Below are 17,704 nucleotides of genomic sequence, written 5' to 3'. Positions count from 1 at the left end.
ATAGCGTTCAAATAGCCCCTCCTCTCCAACCGTGACGCGATGAGTTCCCCTTCCCCTCTGATCACCTGCACCTCTGGTATTCGCAGCGGCAAAGCCTGTGTGGCTGGAACCCGGATCAGCGTGTCGGACGTGCTCGAGTATTTGGCCAGCGGCATGAGCCAGGAGGAGATCCTGGCGGACTTCCCCGATCTGCAGCCTGAACACATACAAGCGGTGCTGCGCTACGCAGCAGAGCGCGAAAAGCGGCTCAGTGAACTCACCGTGGCCTGAGTAAAGCGATGGCGGGCAGTTTGCTTCTTGATGAAAACCTGAGCCCTCGTCTCACCTCGGCGCTCTCCGGGCCATACCCGGGCAGCATGCACGTTCGGGATGTGCAGCTAAAGGGTCAAAGCGATAGGCAGATCTGGGATTTTGCCGCCGGTAATGGCTACACGATCGTCACCAAGGACGATGACTTTCGGGGCATGAGCCTGTTCGCGCATGCCCCAGCCATAGAGGCCTTCATCAGCGAACCGATTACTTCCCTGCTCACGCTCCGTAAACCCTGACCCATGGCCCTCCCCGGCATCAGCAACGCCAACGAGTTCTATTCCGCCCACTACCTCGAGAGCGTGCTGGCGGGCGACATCAAGAAGGTGCGCGAACGCTGGGGTGAGGAGGCAAAGGCCCAGCTTGAGGAGGATCCCAGCGCCGAGGTGAGCACCCCGGAAGCGCTGTTTAAGGCCCTGCGTAAACCCTGGCAAAAGCTGCGGGAAGCCGAAATTGGCATCTCGAACGATCCAGCCGAGCGGCTGCGGCTGCAGCGGCAGCTGTTTTTCCAGCCGCTATGTGAAGCCCTGGGCTATGCGTTTGCCCCGCGGGCTGAATCGGTGCTGATCGGCGGCGAGGCCTACCAGCTGCCGCTGCTGGGGGAAATCACCAATGCCAAGGGTGAACCATGGCTGTGGCTGCTGGAGTGCTTCAACCCCAGTGATGAGGCGGTCGATCCGCTGGAGCTCACGATCGCCACCAGCTGGGGCTGCCAGATCAACGACCCATCGCTGGGCACGGTGCTAACCGGCGGTGATGGCCAGGGCAGCGAAAGCTGGGAAGAGCTGGTTAGCGAGCGGGTATTTGGCCAGGAGATCCCGCCGCGCTGGTTGCTGGCGGTGAGCCGCGATCAACTGCTACTGATCGATCGGCAGAAGTGGGCGGCTTCGCGGTTGCTGCGCTTTGAGCTGGGAACCCTGCTGGGTGAAGCCAACCCGGATGCCTTACTGGCGGCGGCCACCCTGTTGCACCGGGAGCACACCTGCCCCACGGGCGGCGGCACGCCCTACCTCGATGAACTGGATGAAAACAGCCATAAACACGCCTATGAGGTGAGTGGCGACCTCAAATACGCCCTGCGCCGCTCGATCGAGCTGCTCGGTAATGAGGTGGTGGCGTTCATCAAGGCCCAGAAGAAGGGCATCTACGAAGAGAGGCTGGATCCAGAGCAGCTGACGCTGGAGCTGCTGCGCTTCATGTACCGGCTGCTTTTCCTGTTCTTCATCGAGAGCCGGCCGAAGGAGCTGGGCTATGCGCCGATGGGCAATGACGTGTATCGCTTGGGCTACAGCCTCGAGAGCCTGCGCGAGCTCGACACCGCCGAGCTTGCGAACGAGGAAGACAAGGAAAGCACCTACATCGGCGATTCACTTGATCGGCTGTTCCAGATGATCTGGGAGGGCTACCCGAAGCGAGGCGAGCAGGAGGCCGTGCAGCCCGACCTCACGGCAAACAAGCCTGAATTCGATACCTTCCAGATCATGCCGCTGCGCTCCCATCTGTTCGATCCGGGGCGGCTGCCGATCGTCAACGGTCTGCTGCTGGATGAAAACGGCCGCAAACGCTGGCCCAAGGTGCGCTTCCGCAATGTGGTGCTGCGTGAGGTGATCGAGCTGATGTCGCTCACCAAGGCAGGCAAGGGCAAAAGGCGGGGGAGGGTGAGCTATTCGCAGCTGGGCATCAACCAACTGGGTGCCGTGTATGAGGCCTTGCTCAGCTTTAGGGGTTTCTTTGCAGAACAAGACCTCTACGAGGTGCAGCCGGCCCCGAAGAAGAAGGCCGCCAGCAGTGATGACGATGAAGAAGACTTCGACCTCGGTGGTGACGATGAAGGCGCCAACGAGAGCGACAACGACGACGACACCACTAAGGCCAGCGGCGCTGCCCACGATGAGCTGGAGGTGGGCCACTTCGTGAGCGCCGAGCAGCTCAAGGCCTACAAGGCAGAAGAAATCGTGGCAGACCCCGGCAGCGGCCAGCCGAAATGCCTGCCCAAGGGCAGCTTTATCTATCGCTTGGCGGGGCGCGATCGGGAAAAGAGCGCCAGCTACTACACGCCCGAATCGCTCACCCAGTGCCTGGTGAAATATGCGCTCAAGGAGCTGCTGCCGGGCAAAACAGCGGCCGAGATCTTGACCCTCAAGGTGTGCGAACCGGCGATGGGTTCGGCGGCATTTTTGAACGAGGTGGTGAACCAGCTGGCCCAGGCCTACCTGGAGCGGCGCCAGCAGGAAACGGGCCAAAGCGTGGCCCATGAGCAGTTCGCCACCGAGCTGCAGAAGGTGAAGATGCGCCTGGCCGATCAAAACGTGTTCGGCGTGGACCTCAACCCGGTGGCGGTGGAGCTGGCGGAGGTGAGCCTGTGGCTCAACAGCATCTTCACGCCGGAAAACGGCCGGGCCTTTGTGCCCTGGTTCAGCCAGCAGCTGGTGTGCGGCAACTCCCTAATCGGCGCGCGGCGGCAGATCTATCGGGTGAGCCAGCTACCCACCGGCACGGGCCGCAAGGCCAAGCCGAGCAAGCTCTGGCATGAGCACGCCCCAGAAGAGCTGGCCTGGGATGCGGAGCTCCCCAAAGACGCGATCTTCCACTTCCTGCTGCCCGATCCGGGCATGGCCGCCTATGGCGACAAAGTGATCAGGTCGCTGGAGCCCGAGGCGATCGAGTGCTGCAAGCGCTGGAACAAGGCGTTCGTGGGTGAGGCGTTCACCGACACCCAGATCGCCCATCTACTGCGGCTAAGCCAGCTGGTGGCTGCCCTTTGGAAGGATTGGGCTGAGCAACAAACCCAGCTGCGCCAGCGCACCACCGACCCCTTGCCGGTGTGGCAAGACCCCACCGGGGCAGTCGAAGGCGACTGGACTCCCTTGAAACTCAAAGACCGCATCCAGGAGCAGGAGGTGCTGGGCCGCGATGTGGCCAACACCAATGCGCGGCTGCGGCTGAAGTGGGCGATGGACTACTGGGCGGCCCTGTGGTTTTGGCCGATCCACCAGGCGGAATCGCTGCCCAGCCGCGACAGCTGGCTGCTGGAGCTGAGCATGATCTTGGGCGATCTGGAGCAGGGCGTGGCGCCGGAGCTGGGCCAGGGGACTCTGTTTGCGGACACCCAACCGCGCCAGCTGGCGGTGGACTTTTCCGATCGCCACGGCTTTGTGGATGTGCAGAAGCTCAAGGCCGAATTCGAGCGCCTGCGCCAGGTGGAGGCGGTGGCCCGGCGCATCCGGCCGCTGCACTGGGATCTGGAGTTTGCCGATCTGCTGGCGGGCGGCGGTTTCGATCTGATCGTGGGCAACCCGCCCTGGCTAAAGGTGGAGTGGGAGGAGAAGGGCGTGATCGGCGATGCCGACCCGATGGTGCTGATCCGCAAGGTGAGCGCCAGCGAGCTGGCGAAACGCCGCGGCGAGGCCCTGGGTGCCAATCCGGAGTTGGGCGCCGCCTACCTGGAGGAATTCGAAGGCCAGAACGGCAGCCAGGCGTTTCTCAATGCGGTGGCCAACTATCCACTGCTCAAGGGCAGCCAGACCAACCTGTTCAAGTGCTTCCTGCCCCAGGCCTGGCGGGTGGCTTCAGGCCAGGGCGTGCAGGGCTTCCTCCATCCAGAGGGCGTATACGACGACCCGAAGGGCGGGGCGCTGCGGGAGGTGTTGTATGGGCGGCTGCGTGATCACTTCCAGTTCGAAAATCAAATCTCAGTTTTTGCCGAAGTTCATCACAACACCAAATTCAGTATCAACATCTATGGGGGATTAAGACAGCCCAGTTTCATTCATTTGGCCAACCTGTTCCACGCCAAAGCCGTGGATGCCTGTTTGGCCCACGACGGCAATGGGCCTGTTGGCGGTATCAAGAATGATGAGAACCAATGGAACACGGCGGGCCACCGCCAGCGGCTGATCCCCGTGGGGGAGCAGGGCCTGGCCCTGTTTGCCCAGCTCTACGACGAACCCGGCACACCAGCCCGTCAGGCCCGCCTACCGGCTCTGCACTCCCAACAGCTGCAGAGCGTGCTGGAAAAGTTTGCTGCCGCCCCGAAACGCCTGGGGGATCTGCAGGGGGAGTACTACGCCACGGTGATGTGGGACGAAACCAACGCCGTCAAGAAAGACGGCACGATTCGCCGCGACACGGGTTTCCCTGAAGATGCATCGGGGCTGGTGCTCTCCGGCCCCCACTTCTATGTGGGCAGACCGTTCAATAAAACGCCTCGGAGCTCCTGCACAGCCAACAGCCACTACGACTGCCTCGATCTCACGACCCTCCCCGACGACTACCTGCCCCGCACTAACTACCGCCCGGATGTGTCGCCTGCCGAATACCGCACCCGCACGCCGCGGGTGCCCTGGGGTGAGAAAAAGCCGGTGACGGAGTTTTATCGCTTAGCAGCTCGTGGAATGCTTTCCCAGGCAGGAGAACGCACGTACATTTCTTCGCTAGTTCCAAAAGGAACAGCCCACATAAATGGCGTGCAATCAACGATCTTTGCCGACCCATCAACTCTCATCTCTTCACTGGCTTTCGGCAGTTCACTGGTTGCAGACTTTTTTATCAAAACAACTGGCAGAGGGAACCTTCATTACACATGGGAATCTTTTCCGTTAGTAGAAGCGAGCCCATCAATCACACTTCGCACCCTCGCCCTCAACTGCCTCACCACCCACTACGCCGATCTCTGGAGCGAGTGCTGGGACGATACCTTCCACCAGCAACGCTGGGCCAAAGACGATCCCCGCCTGCCCAACAGCGTCTTCAGCGAGCTCACCCCCAGCTGGCAGCGTGATTGCGCCCTGCGCAGTGATTACGCCCGCCGCCAGGCCCTGGTGGAACTTGATGTGCTCGTGGCCCAGGCCCTCAAGCTCACCCTCGATGAACTGATCACCATCTACCGCGTGCAATTCCCGGTGATGCAGCAATACGAACGCGACACCTGTTACGACCGCAAGGGCCGCATCGTCTTCACCGCCAGCAAGGGCCTCACCGGCGTCGGCTTCCCCCGCAAAGGCACCGGCCGCGGCGCCAACAAGACCACCGGCTGGGAAGACATCCAGGGCATGACCTCCGGCACCGTGTCGCGCACCGTTCTCGATGACACGTTGCCTGGCGGACCGGTGGAGCGCACGATCACCTACGAGGCACCGTTTGATCGTTGTGATCGGGTGAAGGATTATCGGGTGGCTTGGGGGTTTTTTGAGAAGGAGGGCATCGGCACATGACCATCTACGAAGACACCAACTCCAAGCCCCTGCTTGATCTGCTGGATCGGATCCACAGCGGCGACATGGTGCTGCCAGATTTCCAGCGTGATTTCGTCTGGGAGCCCAGTGCCACCCAGGCGCTGATCGTTTCGATCGCCAACAACTACCCCGCCGGCAGCGTCCTGCGCGTTCGCGACCGCCAGCGTGCCTTCTCCAGCCGTGAGTTCGAAGGCGCTCCCCAGCCCACCACGGAGCACACTTTCCTGGTGCTCGACGGCCAGCAGCGGCTCACCTCCCTTTACCAAGCCTTCTATGGCGTCGGCGATCACCGCTACTACCTCAACATCCGCGCCCTAGTTGACGGTGCTGATTTCGAAGATGCTATTGACTACCTCCGGCATAGCAAAGGTGCCGTCGCCAAGCGAGAGTCCATTGAGCTGCAGGCCGAGCAGCTGCTGATGCCACTCTCCGTGCTCCACAAGGGCAGCACCGGCTTCTCCAAGTGGGCGTCCCAGGTGGCCCGCACCCGCCAAGGTGCTGAACGCGACCAACTGGAAGATCAGCTCGATGAGCTTCAGGCCCAGTGGATTAACCGCATTGATCAATACGTCTTCCCCGTCGTCACCCTCTCGGCAGAGACGGAACCAGCGGCCCTCTGCACGATTTTCGAAACCCTGAACCGCACTGGCGTGAAGCTCAGTGTGTTCGAGCTGCTCACCGCCCGCTTCTGGAGCCAAGACCTCAAGCTGCGCGAGCTATGGGAGCAGGCCCGAAGCGAGCACCCGCTGATCGCCCACTTCGATGTGGACCCTTACTACGTGCTGATGGCCATCGCCCTGGCCGGTGGCAAGACCCCCAGCTGCAAGCGCGGCGACGTGCTCAACCTCACCGCCAGCACCCTCACCCAGTGGTGGCAGCCGGTGATTGAGGCCCTGGCCCTATCCCTCACGATCCTCTACGACGACTGCTGGGTGCTGGAGGCCCGCTGGTTGCCGTTCAACACCATGCTTTCTCCCATGGCGGCAGCCCTCGCCGCGGCCGGCGCCAGCAAGGGTGTGGCCATTGGTGCCCAGCGCGAGCAGATCAAGCGTTGGTTCTGGTGCTCGGCCTTCAGCCAGGCCTATGAAAAGTCGCCCAACACCCAGAGCGGCCGCGATGTGACAGAGCTGATCCCCTGGCTAAGCGATTCAGCGGCACCGGCGCCTGAACACGTGCGTAGCTTTCACTTCAACCCCGAGCAGCTGCGCGATGTCGGCCCTAGGCAGCGCTCCCTCTACCGCGCCACCATCTGCTTGATCCTTGCCAGCGGCGAACGCCCGCTGGACTTCCACAGCCGCGCCGTGCTCAACGAGCAGCTCCTAGCCAGTAGCGGCATCGACGACCACCACATCTTTCCGGCCAAATACCTGGACGATCGCGGCATCGACTCCCGTCTGCGCGACTGCGTGCTCAACCGCTGCCTGATTGATAGAGAGACCAATCAGCGCATCAGCTGCCGCGCTCCCTCCAGCTACATGGCAGAACTGCGGGATGAGCTGGCATTCCCGATGGAAACGGTGCTTTCCAGTCATCTGATCCCCCATGGGGCTGAGTCGGGGCTTTGGATCGACGACTTTGAGCGGTTTCTGGAGCAGCGGCAGGAACTGGTGGGGGCAGCGATAGCGCTCGCCGCCGTCGCATCACCATCCGCGCGCGCATCGCATGAAAAAGCTGCGCCAGTTCGTTGACGGGGAGATCTGCTGCTCAAATCCCATGCATGGCCGCCTGGGGCGCCTCCCGCAGCCGAGCGCGGCCAAGCCGTGGGGTTGCATGGAAAAGTGGCTAGAGTTCAGCTATGAAACGCCCTGCGGCTCGTTTTTCATTCAAAGAGCCGCTGGCGCAGTTGCCGCGCGGCGGCCCCTTGGGGATGGAGATCCTGGCCGCCCATGGCATCTCCGCCAAGCGGGCTTCCGCGCTGGTGCGATCGGGCTGGTTGCTGCGTCTGGCCCGCGGCGCCTATGGGCTTCCTGGTGACACCCTGCAGCGGGATGCCTGCTTGGCCTTCCTGGCGCAGCAGGTGCCGGGGTTGCATGTAGCCGGCAAAACGGCCCTGGCCTGGCGCGGTGTACGTCACAACCTGGCCTACCGGGAAACGGTGGTGCTCTGGGGTGATCAGCCGGCCCGCCTACCCAGCTGGCTCGATGGCGTTGTGCCCGTGCGCTACCGCGTGGCCCACATCTTTGATCACGGTCTGCCCGCGGGGCTCGGCCTGGCTCCCCTGACCGGCGGCCATCCAGATCTGCCTGTATCCGCTCCCGAGCGGGCCCTGCTGGAGCTGCTCAGCGACACCGGCAGCTTCGAAGGTCTGGAGGAGGTGCGCCAGCTGGTGGAGAGCACGCGCAACCTGCGGCTGCCGCTGCTCGATGAGCTGCTCGGCCATCTCACCCGCATCAAGGTGGTGCGTCTCGCTGCCCTTCTGGCGAGCGAGCTCGCGTTGCCCTGGGCGGAACTGGCTCAGCAGCACAGCCGCCGCCTCGGTGGTGGGCGCCGCTGGGTGGCCGTGGGCCGCACCGGTGAGCGCCTGGATTTAGCCGCCACACCATGAACAGCGCCTACATCGCCACGGTGCGCCTGCTGCTGGACATCGCTCCGGTGGTGTTCGCCGCGCCCCACTTCGCCATCAAGGGCGGCACCGCCCTCAATCTGTTCCTGCACGACCTGCCCCGCCTTTCGGTGGACATCGACGTGGTGTTCACCAACCACAGCCTCGGCCGTGAGGCCGCGTTGCAGGCCATTGCTAGCGAGCTCAGTGCGATCACCCAGAGCCTGGAGGCCATGGGCTACGAGGTGCAGCAGCGCAGGAACAGCGGCAGCAATGAAACCAGGCTGATGGTGGCCGGCCCCTCGGCCACAGTGAAGGTGGAGGTGAATGAGGTGTTCCGGGGAGCACTGCTCCCCCTGCAGCAGCGGCCGCTTTCACCAACCACGGAAGAGCAGTTCGCCCAGGCGGTCACCCTGCCGCTGCTCGCCACCGCCGAGCTCTATGGCAGCAAACTGGTTGCGGCCATGGACCGGCAGCACCCCCGCGATCTGTTCGACGTTTTGGTGCTCTACAACGACACCGGGCTTACCCCGGAGATCATGGATTGCTTCGTGGCCTACCTGGCCGGCCACAACAGGCCGGTGCATGAGCTGCTTGTGCCTCGTCTCCAGCCTCTGGAGGCCACGTTCGCCAATCAGTTCAACGGCATGACCCGCAACGAGGTAAGCCTGGAGGCCCTGGAGCAGACCCGCACGCGCTTGGTTCACGACCTCCCCCGCGCCCTCACCGACCAGCACCGCACTTTTCTGCTTTCTCTGGTGCAGAACCAGCCCCGCTGGGACTGCATGCCATTTGCCCATCTCCAGGAACTGCCAGCCATCCGCTGGAAGCTCCAGAACCTGGCAAAGCTGAAGGGCCCCAAGCGCGCCGAACAGGTTGAGCGGCTGCAGGACTGTTTTCAGCAGGCAGGAGGGCTGGCCTGATGCTCCCCTCCGTTGTTGCCAGCGAGCTGGAGCAGGTAGCGCAAGACGCGATCCGCACCGCCTTTCACCCCACCACGCCAGGGTTTACGGGGCTGATCGACCGCTTCCTGGCCGAGCGCGAGCAGCTGCTTAAGGGCCCTTTCGTTTCGGTTGCCTTGCCCTTTCGGGAGGGCTCTGGGCGCAACTGGTTTCCCCAGATTCCCCTTTCCTTCCCGCCTTACCTCCACCAGGAGCAAGCCTTTGATCGGCTGCTGCCCGGCACACCGCGCAACACCCTGGTAGCAACCGGCACCGGTTCTGGCAAAACCGAGTGTTTCCTGCTGCCGTTGCTGGAGCACTGCCGCCAGCAGCAGGCCCAAGGAACCCGCGGCATCAAGGCGATCCTGATCTATCCAATGAATGCCCTGGCCACCGACCAGGGTCGCCGCATCGCCGATTTGATACACAGCACCCCTGCCTTGGCGGGCCTACGCGCTGGCCTCTACATCGGCGCCTCCGATGACACGCCCACCACGGCGATGACCGCCACCAGCGTGATCACCGATAAGGAGGCCCTGCATAAGGCTCCCCCCGACATCCTGCTCACCAATTACAAGCAGCTGGATTATTTGCTGATCCAGCCGCATGTCCAGGGCCTGTGGGAGCACAACGGCCAGTTGGCCGATGGCAGCAGTGTTTTGCGCTATCTCGTTGTCGATGAGTTCCACAGCTTCGATGGCGCCCAGGGCACCGATCTGGCCTGTCTGATCCGTCGGCTGCGGGATCGTCTTGGTTGCCCCGGCGATGGGCTGGTGTGCGTGGGCACCTCAGCCACCCTCGGTGGCCCGGAATCAAGCCAGGCAATGCTCAACTACGCCGGCCAGATCTTTGCCAGCAGCTTTGAGCCCGCCTCCCTGATCCAGGAAGAGCGCCTCAGCGCAGAAGAGTTCTTCTCAGGTCACACCGCCTACGGCGAGGAAGGTCTCTTTGCCCTGCCCCTACCCGGTGTCGAGAGTGAGCCCCTGCTCAATCCCAGCAACGCCGCCGGTGCCACCGCTTACATCACCCTGCAGGCCCAGCTCTGGTTCGGCGACACCCTGCCACCACCTTTAGAAGGCAACATCAGCGATCCCGCCTGGCGACTGGAGCTTGGGCGGCGGCTTGGCACCTTGCCAGCAGTCCACAACCTGGTGCGCCAAGCCAAAGACACCTGCTCGATAGAAGAGCTGCTCGATCGCTTCTCCCGCCAGCTGGGCCTGGGGGATCGCTTCCCCCGCCCCTATCGGGTGTTGCTGCTGGAAAGCCTGCTGGCCCTGGTGGCCCATGCCCGCCGCAGCGCCACCCTGCTCAATGGCCAAGAGGTGGCAGTGCCCTGGCTCAACCTGCGCCAACAGCTCTGGCTACGGGAGCTCAAGCGGATGGTGGCCTCGGTGGAAACCGAGCCCCAGCTGCGCCATTCCGACGACCTATCGGGCGCAGAAGCCAGCCCCCACCTACCCGTTGTCCACTGCCGCGACTGTGGTGCCACCGCCTGGGCCTCCACCGTGATCAGCCAGGGCAGCAATCGCCTCGATCGGAGCAGCAATTTGCAGGGCTTCTACAAGGCCTTCTTTTCTGGTGCCCCGGAGCTTCGTTACCTATTTCCCACCGGCGCCAGCGACGCCGTCTATCGCCTTTGCGGCGAATGCCTTTCCTTTCATCCGGCTCAGGAAGTTGCAGCTGGAGCCTGCCCCAACTGCCAGAGCCGCAGCCTGCTGCCGGTGGCCATCCCCGATTGCAGATACCAAGACGACAACAACCATCCCCATGTCAGCCGCGATTGCCCCCACTGCTCTGCCCAGCAGGGCCTGCTGCTGATTGGTTCCTCCGCCGCAAACCTCACCAGCACCTGGAGCGCCGCCCTATTTGCGTCACCCTTCAACGGCGACAAAAAGCTGCTGGCCTTCTGTGATTCCGTGCAAGACGCCGCCCATCGCGCCGGCTTCATTGCCGCCCGCGCCTATCGCACCTCCTTTCGCACCGCCCTCACCAGCACGGTGCAGCAAGCCCAGCTCGCCAAGGCCGGGCCAATTGGCCTTGATCAGCTGCAGGAACAGCTGATCAGCGAATGGCAGCAACGTTTCCCAAATCCGGTGGACTTTGCCGCCACCTTCATCCCCAACGACCTCGAATGGCTGCGGGAATGGGATGCCCTGCAGCAGCAGGACACCCCCAGCCTTGCTGCAGACAGCACCTTGCTGCGTCTGGTTTGTGATCGTCTGCGCTGGGAAGTGGCCGCTGAATTCGGCTATCGCTCCCGCTTGGGTTCGTCGGTGGAGCAGGCCGGTTCCCTGGCGGCAGGCGTTGATCCCCAGGCCATCAATGCCCTACTGCCCGCCCTGTTGAGCCGCCTCCAGAACGAAATTGAACCACTGCGCCAGGCCACCGCCGCCCAGCTAGGGCAGCTGGTGGTGGGGCTGCTGCATCACTGGCGCCAGCGCGGCGCCCTGGATCTTCCCGAACTACTAGCCAAAGACGGCAAGGGATCCGATTACCTATTGAGCGGCGGCACAGACACCTTTGTGCTCAATCAAAGGATCACCCATACCCCACGCTTTGGCCCCAGCTCGGCCCGGCCCAACTTCCCCACCAGCTTCCGCGGTAAGGGCAACTTTGAGCAGCTGGTGCGTGAAACCGGCAGGCCCACCTGGGCGCAGCACTGGCTGCTGCGCACCCTCAAGCCCAGTCAACCGCTGGATGCCGAGCAGCAAAAGGAAGTGCTGCAGGCTGTGGTGGCTGCCCTGATCGAAGCGCAGCTGCTGCTGGAGATCGCCGGCAGCCGCGGTGAGCACATCTGGGCAATTCCCCGGGCCTGCATTCAGGTCAGCATCGAGCCCAAACGCCTGCGTTGCACCTGTTGCGGCGATGCCCAGGCAGTGCCCGCAGATCAACTCAGCTCCTGGGATGGCATGCCCTGCCAGGTGCGCCATTGCCAAGGCAATTACAGCCTTGATGCCCGCGGCGGTTTGCCCCTCTATCGCCGCCTCTACGAAGGTGGCGACGTGCATCGCATCGTGGCGAGAGAGCACACCGGCCTGCTGCCGCGCCCCGATCGCGAGCGGCTGGAAACCCAGTTCATCCGCAGCGAATACCGCAGCGATCCCAACCTGCTTTCAGCCACCTCCACCCTGGAGATGGGTATCAACATCGGTGATCTCTCCACGGTGCTGCTGGCCTCAGTGCCACCGGAACCCGCCAATTACCTGCAGCGCATCGGCCGTGCCGGCCGCCGTGATGGCAACGCCCTGGTGGGCACGCTCGTAACAGGCACCGCCCACGACCTCTACTTCTTCTCCGATCCCCGCGAGATGCTGCAGGGGCAGGTGAATCCACCCGGCTGCTATCTCGATGCAGCAGCCATCTTGAGGCGCCAGCTACTGGCCTACAGCCTCGATCGCTGGGTGATCAGCGGCATCGATTACCAGGCTCTACCCAAGCAGCTGAAGGCCGTGCTCGATGCGGTGGAGCAATCGGGAGCAGGCACTGTCAAATCAGCCTTCCCCTACACCTGGCTCAGCTGGTGCGAGGCCCACCAAGGTGAGCTGCTCGAGCGCTTCCTGGGTTTATTTGACACCAACCTCGCCGAAACCAGCCGCCAGGAGCTGGCCCGGGTGTTCCTTGCCACTGCCGGGTCGGCCTACAGCAGCCCCTATGCCCAGGATTTGCTGCAGCGCCTTGAGGAGCTAATTCTCGAGCGCAAACGCCTCAGTGCCGAGGCCCGGCGGCTGCGCGAGCGATTCAACAAGCTCTCGGAGCTCGGCGATGCCCTCACCCCAACCCAAAAAGACGACAAGGACCAGATCTACCGCGAAATGAAGGCCTTTGGTCTGCTGCGCAAGGCCCTCGATACCCGCCCGCTGCTGGCCATGCTCACCGATGAGGGCTTCCTGCCCAACTACGCCTTCCCGGAGGCGGGAGTCACCCTCAAATCGGTGCTCTGGCGCCGTAACCCTGCCCGCGGCGATAGAGCAAACCGCAGCGAAGAACTGCCTCCATTGAGCTACGAACGCCCCGCCAACGTGGCCATTCGCGAACTGGTGCCCGATGGCCAGTTCTATGCCCAGGGCCGCCGCGTCAAGGTTGACCAGGTCGACCCCAATCTCAACCCCAGTGAGCATTGGCGCTTCTGCCCTTCCTGTTCCTACGCCTGCCTCTCCACTAGCGATGACTTCGGCCGCAAGGAATGCCCCCGCTGTGGCAACAGCGGCTACGCCGACCAGGGCCAGGTCAAGGAGATGACCAAGCTCAAGCAGGTGCAGGCCACCACAGAAGATGCCCGCAGCCGCTTCGGCGACGACGCCGATGAACGCAACCCGCTTTTTTTCCTGCGCGAGTTACTAATCCTTCCCGACCTCAACCGCCGGGAGATCTCCCTGGCGATCGAAGACGAGGAGTTTCCCTTTGGTGTGGAGTATCTGGCTAGCACCACCTTCCGCGAGATCAACTTCGGTGAGCAGCACGCGGTTGGTAAGGCCCACACCATTGCTGGCAAAAACCTCAAGGTGCGGGGCTTTGAGCTTTGCCGTAGCTGCGGCAAGGTGCAGCACGGCAAGGCCAAGGCCAGCAACCACACCTGGTCTTGCCGCTTCCGCGACAAGCCCGATGACGCCCAGCTGCGCCAGCTGCTGTTCATGTATCGGGAGTTTCGCTCAGAGGCCCTGCGCTTCCTTTTACCTGGTGCCAACTTCTGGGATGACGCCGGCCAACCCTCCTTCATCGGTGCCCTCCACCTCGGCCTGAAGCAGCGCTTTGGCGGCAAGGTGGACCACCTCCAATCAGCCCTTGGGGAAGAGCCCCAGCCTGGAAGTCGCCAACGCAAAACCTTTCTCTATTTATTTGATTCGGTGCCCGGGGGCACCGGCTATGTGCGTCAACTGATCGATCGCGGCGGCGAAGATCTCAAAGAGGTTTTCCAGCGCTCCCTCCAAGCCCTACAGAGCTGCCCCTGCAGCGATGGCTGTTATCGCTGCATCTTTCGCTATCGCGAGCGCTTTAACCGCGAAAACACCAGCAAACTGCGCGCCATCGACCAGCTCCAAACCATCCTCAAGCGCTGGCCCGAGCTCCAGCCCAGCGAACGCAGCCTCTCGGAGGTCACGATCAACACCCGCGCTGAAAGTGAACTTGAGCTGCTCTTTTTAGAAAAGCTGCGGGAGGGCAAGGGGCTACCGGAAGGAGCCCGGGCCTCGCTCCGCGACGACGTAATTCATGGCCGCAAGGGCTATCTGCTCAGCCTGAGCCATGGCAGCTACAGCGTCAGCTGGAAATTGGAACAGCAGGTTTCAATAGGTGATGCTCAGGGGGTTGGGGCGTTCTCGCGATCCGATTTCCTGCTCACCCCCACCGCCGGCGGCAAACCAATTGCGATCTACACCGATGGCTGGGAATACCACCGCGGGCGCCTGGCCACCGATGCCCAGCAGCGCATGGCACTGCAGCGCAGTGGCCGCTATTTGTTTTGGGGCTTGAGCTGGGACGACGTCGTTGACAAACCCCCCAGCGCCCAGCACCCCCTCGAACCCAATGGGCTGCAGGTGGGTGTGATGCCAGCCTTCGTAGCCAAGCCAGAGCTCTTTAATCGCTGGTGGCCCGCGCCCGATGCAGGTGCCCAGCCCCTGCCAGACCTTGCACCCCGCCAGGCCCAATTGGCCAGCAGCCTGGAGCTGTTGATGGCCTATCTGCTCCATCCAAACGAGGCCTGGTGGCAGGGCTTAGCCCAACAGTTCGCCCAGGCCCAGGTCACATCCACACCAATATCTGCCCCTGAATTGAGCCAAGCGATTGCAGAGCTCGAACTCGGACCCCACCTCCAGGAATGGCAGGTATCGGCCAAGGGCCAGTGCATAGGCCAGCGCTTGGAGATTGCACCGGGCCTAGGCGCCCTAAACCTCGCAGACCTCGAGCTGCATCAACGCCTGCACCCCGCCGCCAGCTTTCGGGTAATCCACTTCGATCCGGAGGCAGCAGGCAGTGAGCACCAGCAGCAAGCCGCTTGGCGCGAATGGCTGCGCCAGGCCAACCTTTTCCAGTTCATCCCCCACGGGCTGATCAGCACACCGGGCTGGGGCGGAGCCGAGCAAGAGGCCTCCTTGGGGCCCTATGAGATTTGGGTCAAAGGAGCTGCAGCCGATGCCGCCGCCGCTCAGGCCGGCGGCGATTTTGAGCAGGATGCCATCGCCTGGCAGGAGCTGAATCAATTTGCCCATCCCAGCTGCAGGCCATTGCTTGCGGCCCTGCAACCCACTATCCGTAAATACAGCCTGGCCCTGCCCGAGCTGGGGTATGAGCTAGAGGGCGCCAAGGGTGAAGTGTTAGCAGAAGCCGAATTGGCCTGGCCGAATCAACGACTGGCGATGTTCCTGGATGCCGACCAACTGCCCCCCTTTGCCGCCGCAGGTTGGCGTTGCTGGACCATCGACGATCCCCCCGACCCAACCGCTGCTGAAACCACAGCCGCCACCATCAGCACCGCCCTGCAAACATCCGCCACCTCAACAGCCCCATGAGCGAGCCCCGCCTCACCGTTGCCCTCTCCAGCGACTTCCTTAAGGCGCTCAATAAGTTGCCGGAGAAGGGTCGCAGCAAGGCTGCTTCGTTTATTGCCAAATTCCGCGAAAATCCCCGCAGCACCGGCCTTAACTACGAGCGAATCGAAGGCGGCAAGGATCCCATGATCCGCTCGCTACGGGTAGATCAGGAAATTCGCTGCATCCTGCGCGCTCCAGAACAGGGCGACACCTACGTGTTGCTTTGGATCGATAAACACGACGACGCCTACCAATGGGCTCGCCGCCGCACCTGCCATGTCAACCGGGTCAATGGGGCCCTGCAGGTGGTGGATGTGGAGGCCGCAGAGGTCGCGGTGGGCGATGCCCAATCCGGCCCTGCACCTCAGCCAGAGGAATCAAAACCAGTGGCTTCCGCCAGCTTGCCGTCGCTATTTGGCCACTGCGCAGACGAGCAACTAATGCTGCTCGGGGTACCAGAAGCGCTTTTGCCGGCGGTGCGTGCGGTCAGCAGTGATGAGAGCCTCAGTCGCCTGATCGAGTGGGTGCCAAAAGACTGTGTGGATGGCTTGATCCTGCTGGCGGAAGGTCGCTCAATTGAGAGCGTGATCGAAGAGCTGGAAAGGCAGCGCCCGGATCACATCGACCCCAATGATCTGGCCGCCGCCCTGGATACCCCGGAGAGCAGGGCGGAGTTTTTGGTCATCACCGACGACGACGTATTGGAAGCAATGCTCGCCGCCCCCCTGGAGCAGTGGCGGGTTTTCCTGCACCCAAGCCAGCGCCGCCTGGTGGAACGCGACTGGAGCGGGCCGGTACGAGTGCTTGGTGGGGCGGGCACGGGCAAAACAGTGGTGGCAATGCACCGCGCTTGTTGGTTGGCGCAGCAGTTGATCAAATCAGGGGCGCCAGGGCGGGTGCTCTTTACGACCTACACCCGCAATCTGGCCACCGACATCCGCAGCAGCCTCACCAAGATCTGCAGCCCAGAAGAGCTGCAGCGGCTTGAAGTGATCCATCTTGATGGCTGGGTTAGCACCTTTCTTAAGGGCCAGGGCCTGCCCGTGAGGGTGTTCGACGAAGGTGCCCGCAAGGCTTGCTGGGAACTGGCAATGGCCATGTCTGACCCTTCCCTCGGTCTTGATCTGCGCTTCTACCAAGAGGAATGGAAGGAGGTCGTTTTGGCCAATGGTTGCCGCACCCAACCCGATTACCTCACCGCTAAACGTGTGGGGCGGGGCACCCGCCTCAGTCGCCAGAACCGCGCCCAAATCTGGCCGGTTTTTGATGCCATGCGCATGGAATTGCGGCAGCGGGGCCTGTGGGAGCCGGAGGAGGCCAAACAGGCAGCAACAGACCTAATTCGTGAATCGGGCCTAGATGCCCGCTACGCATCCGTGGTGGTGGATGAGGCCCAGGATCTCGATGTCGCGGGCTTCTCCCTGTTGCGCACCCTTTTGGGGCAAACCCATGCCAATGATCTGTTCATCGTGGGCGACCCCCACCAGCGCATCTACGGCAAGCCTGTGGTGCTGAGCCGTTGCGGCATTGAGGTTCGTGGCCGCTCCCGCAAGCTGCGCATCAATTACCGCACCACAGAAGAAACCCGGGCCTGGGCTACGGCGGTGTTGCACGGGCTCGATTTTGACGACCTCGATGGGGGCCTAGATCCTGCGACCGACTATCGGTCGCTGCTGCATGGAGATGCGCCGCTGATCGAGGCGTTTGATGATCCAGCTGAGGAGCAACGCTTCCTGGCAAAAACCCTGCGCCAGATCCAACAGGAACAGGGCAGTCTTGCGGCCACCTGTGTAACAGCTCGCACCAATGGAGCCATCGAGAAACTCAACTTCACCCTGCAAAAAGAGGGATTCGCTACTCGCGTGATCAATGCCGATGAATCCGATGACCCCAGCGACCCCTCCCTGCGGCTGGCCACCATGCACAGGGTCAAAGGCCTCGAATTTGATCAGGTCTTTATCCCCGGGCTTGATGTAGCCCAGATGCCCCTGCGCTTTGAACTTGATCAGCGCCCAGACCAGCTATCGCGAGAACTATTTGAACAACAGGAGCGATCACTGCTGCATGTTGCCGCCACCCGGGCAAAAAAAAGAGTTGTTATAACCTACAGTGGCAAACCATCGCCGTTTATCACCAACTCCTACTCCTGAG

Annotated in this window: 8 protein-coding genes; all 8 read left to right on the top strand. The window is 62.6% G+C overall.

All coding sequences use genetic code 11. From position 1 onward, the window contains the following. The first annotated feature begins 39 nt into the window (after positions 1–39). The 8 genes from KBY58_RS02815 to KBY58_RS02780 all read left to right on the top strand — a co-directional run bounded on the left by KBY58_RS02815 (position 40) and on the right by KBY58_RS02780 (position 17,703). Positions 40–270 carry a DUF433 domain-containing protein gene (locus KBY58_RS02815; RefSeq protein ID WP_255002744.1) on the top strand — a complete coding sequence of 77 codons (231 nt, stop codon included), beginning with the start codon at positions 40–42 and terminating at the stop codon, positions 268–270. 8 nt (positions 271–278) lie between these two features. Continuing rightward, complete coding sequence (locus KBY58_RS02810) at positions 279–548, top strand: DUF5615 family PIN-like protein (protein ID WP_255002743.1); 270 nt, start codon at positions 279–281, stop codon at positions 546–548. Positions 549–551: 3 nt separating this feature from the next. Then, positions 552–5,522 carry an Eco57I restriction-modification methylase domain-containing protein gene (locus tag KBY58_RS02805; protein WP_255002742.1) on the top strand — a complete coding sequence of 1,657 codons (4,971 nt, stop codon included), beginning with the start codon at positions 552–554 and terminating at the stop codon, positions 5,520–5,522. Continuing rightward, entirely contained in the window at positions 5,519–7,231 is a 1,713-nt protein-coding gene (locus KBY58_RS02800; RefSeq protein ID WP_255002741.1) for a DUF262 domain-containing protein, read from the top strand. The genes KBY58_RS02805 and KBY58_RS02800 overlap by 4 nt, the downstream gene beginning before the upstream one ends. Positions 7,232–7,338: 107 nt before the next feature. Further along, on the top strand, positions 7,339–8,088 hold the full coding sequence (locus tag KBY58_RS02795; protein WP_255002739.1) for a type IV toxin-antitoxin system AbiEi family antitoxin domain-containing protein: 750 nt from the start codon (positions 7,339–7,341) through the stop codon (positions 8,086–8,088). Then, positions 8,085–9,008, top strand: coding sequence for a nucleotidyl transferase AbiEii/AbiGii toxin family protein (locus tag KBY58_RS02790; RefSeq protein ID WP_255002737.1), 924 nt, complete (start codon positions 8,085–8,087; stop codon positions 9,006–9,008). Before KBY58_RS02795 ends, KBY58_RS02790 begins: the two co-directional genes overlap by 4 nt. Beyond that, the gene (locus KBY58_RS02785; protein WP_255002735.1) at positions 9,008–15,532 is read left to right on the top strand and encodes a DEAD/DEAH box helicase; all 6,525 of its coding nucleotides are present in this window, start codon (positions 9,008–9,010) and stop codon (positions 15,530–15,532) included. Before KBY58_RS02790 ends, KBY58_RS02785 begins: the two co-directional genes overlap by 1 nt. Further along, positions 15,529–17,703 (top strand): 3'-5' exonuclease, encoded by a 2,175-nt coding sequence (locus tag KBY58_RS02780; RefSeq protein ID WP_255002733.1) that lies wholly within the window; start codon positions 15,529–15,531, stop codon positions 17,701–17,703. Before KBY58_RS02785 ends, KBY58_RS02780 begins: the two co-directional genes overlap by 4 nt. Position 17,704 lies beyond the last annotated feature (1 nt).

The organism is Cyanobium sp. HWJ4-Hawea (genome assembly GCF_024345815.1).
Taxonomy (GTDB): domain Bacteria; phylum Cyanobacteriota; class Cyanobacteriia; order PCC-6307; family Cyanobiaceae; genus Cyanobium_A.
This window is presented reverse-complemented; position numbering and strand designations above follow the sequence as displayed.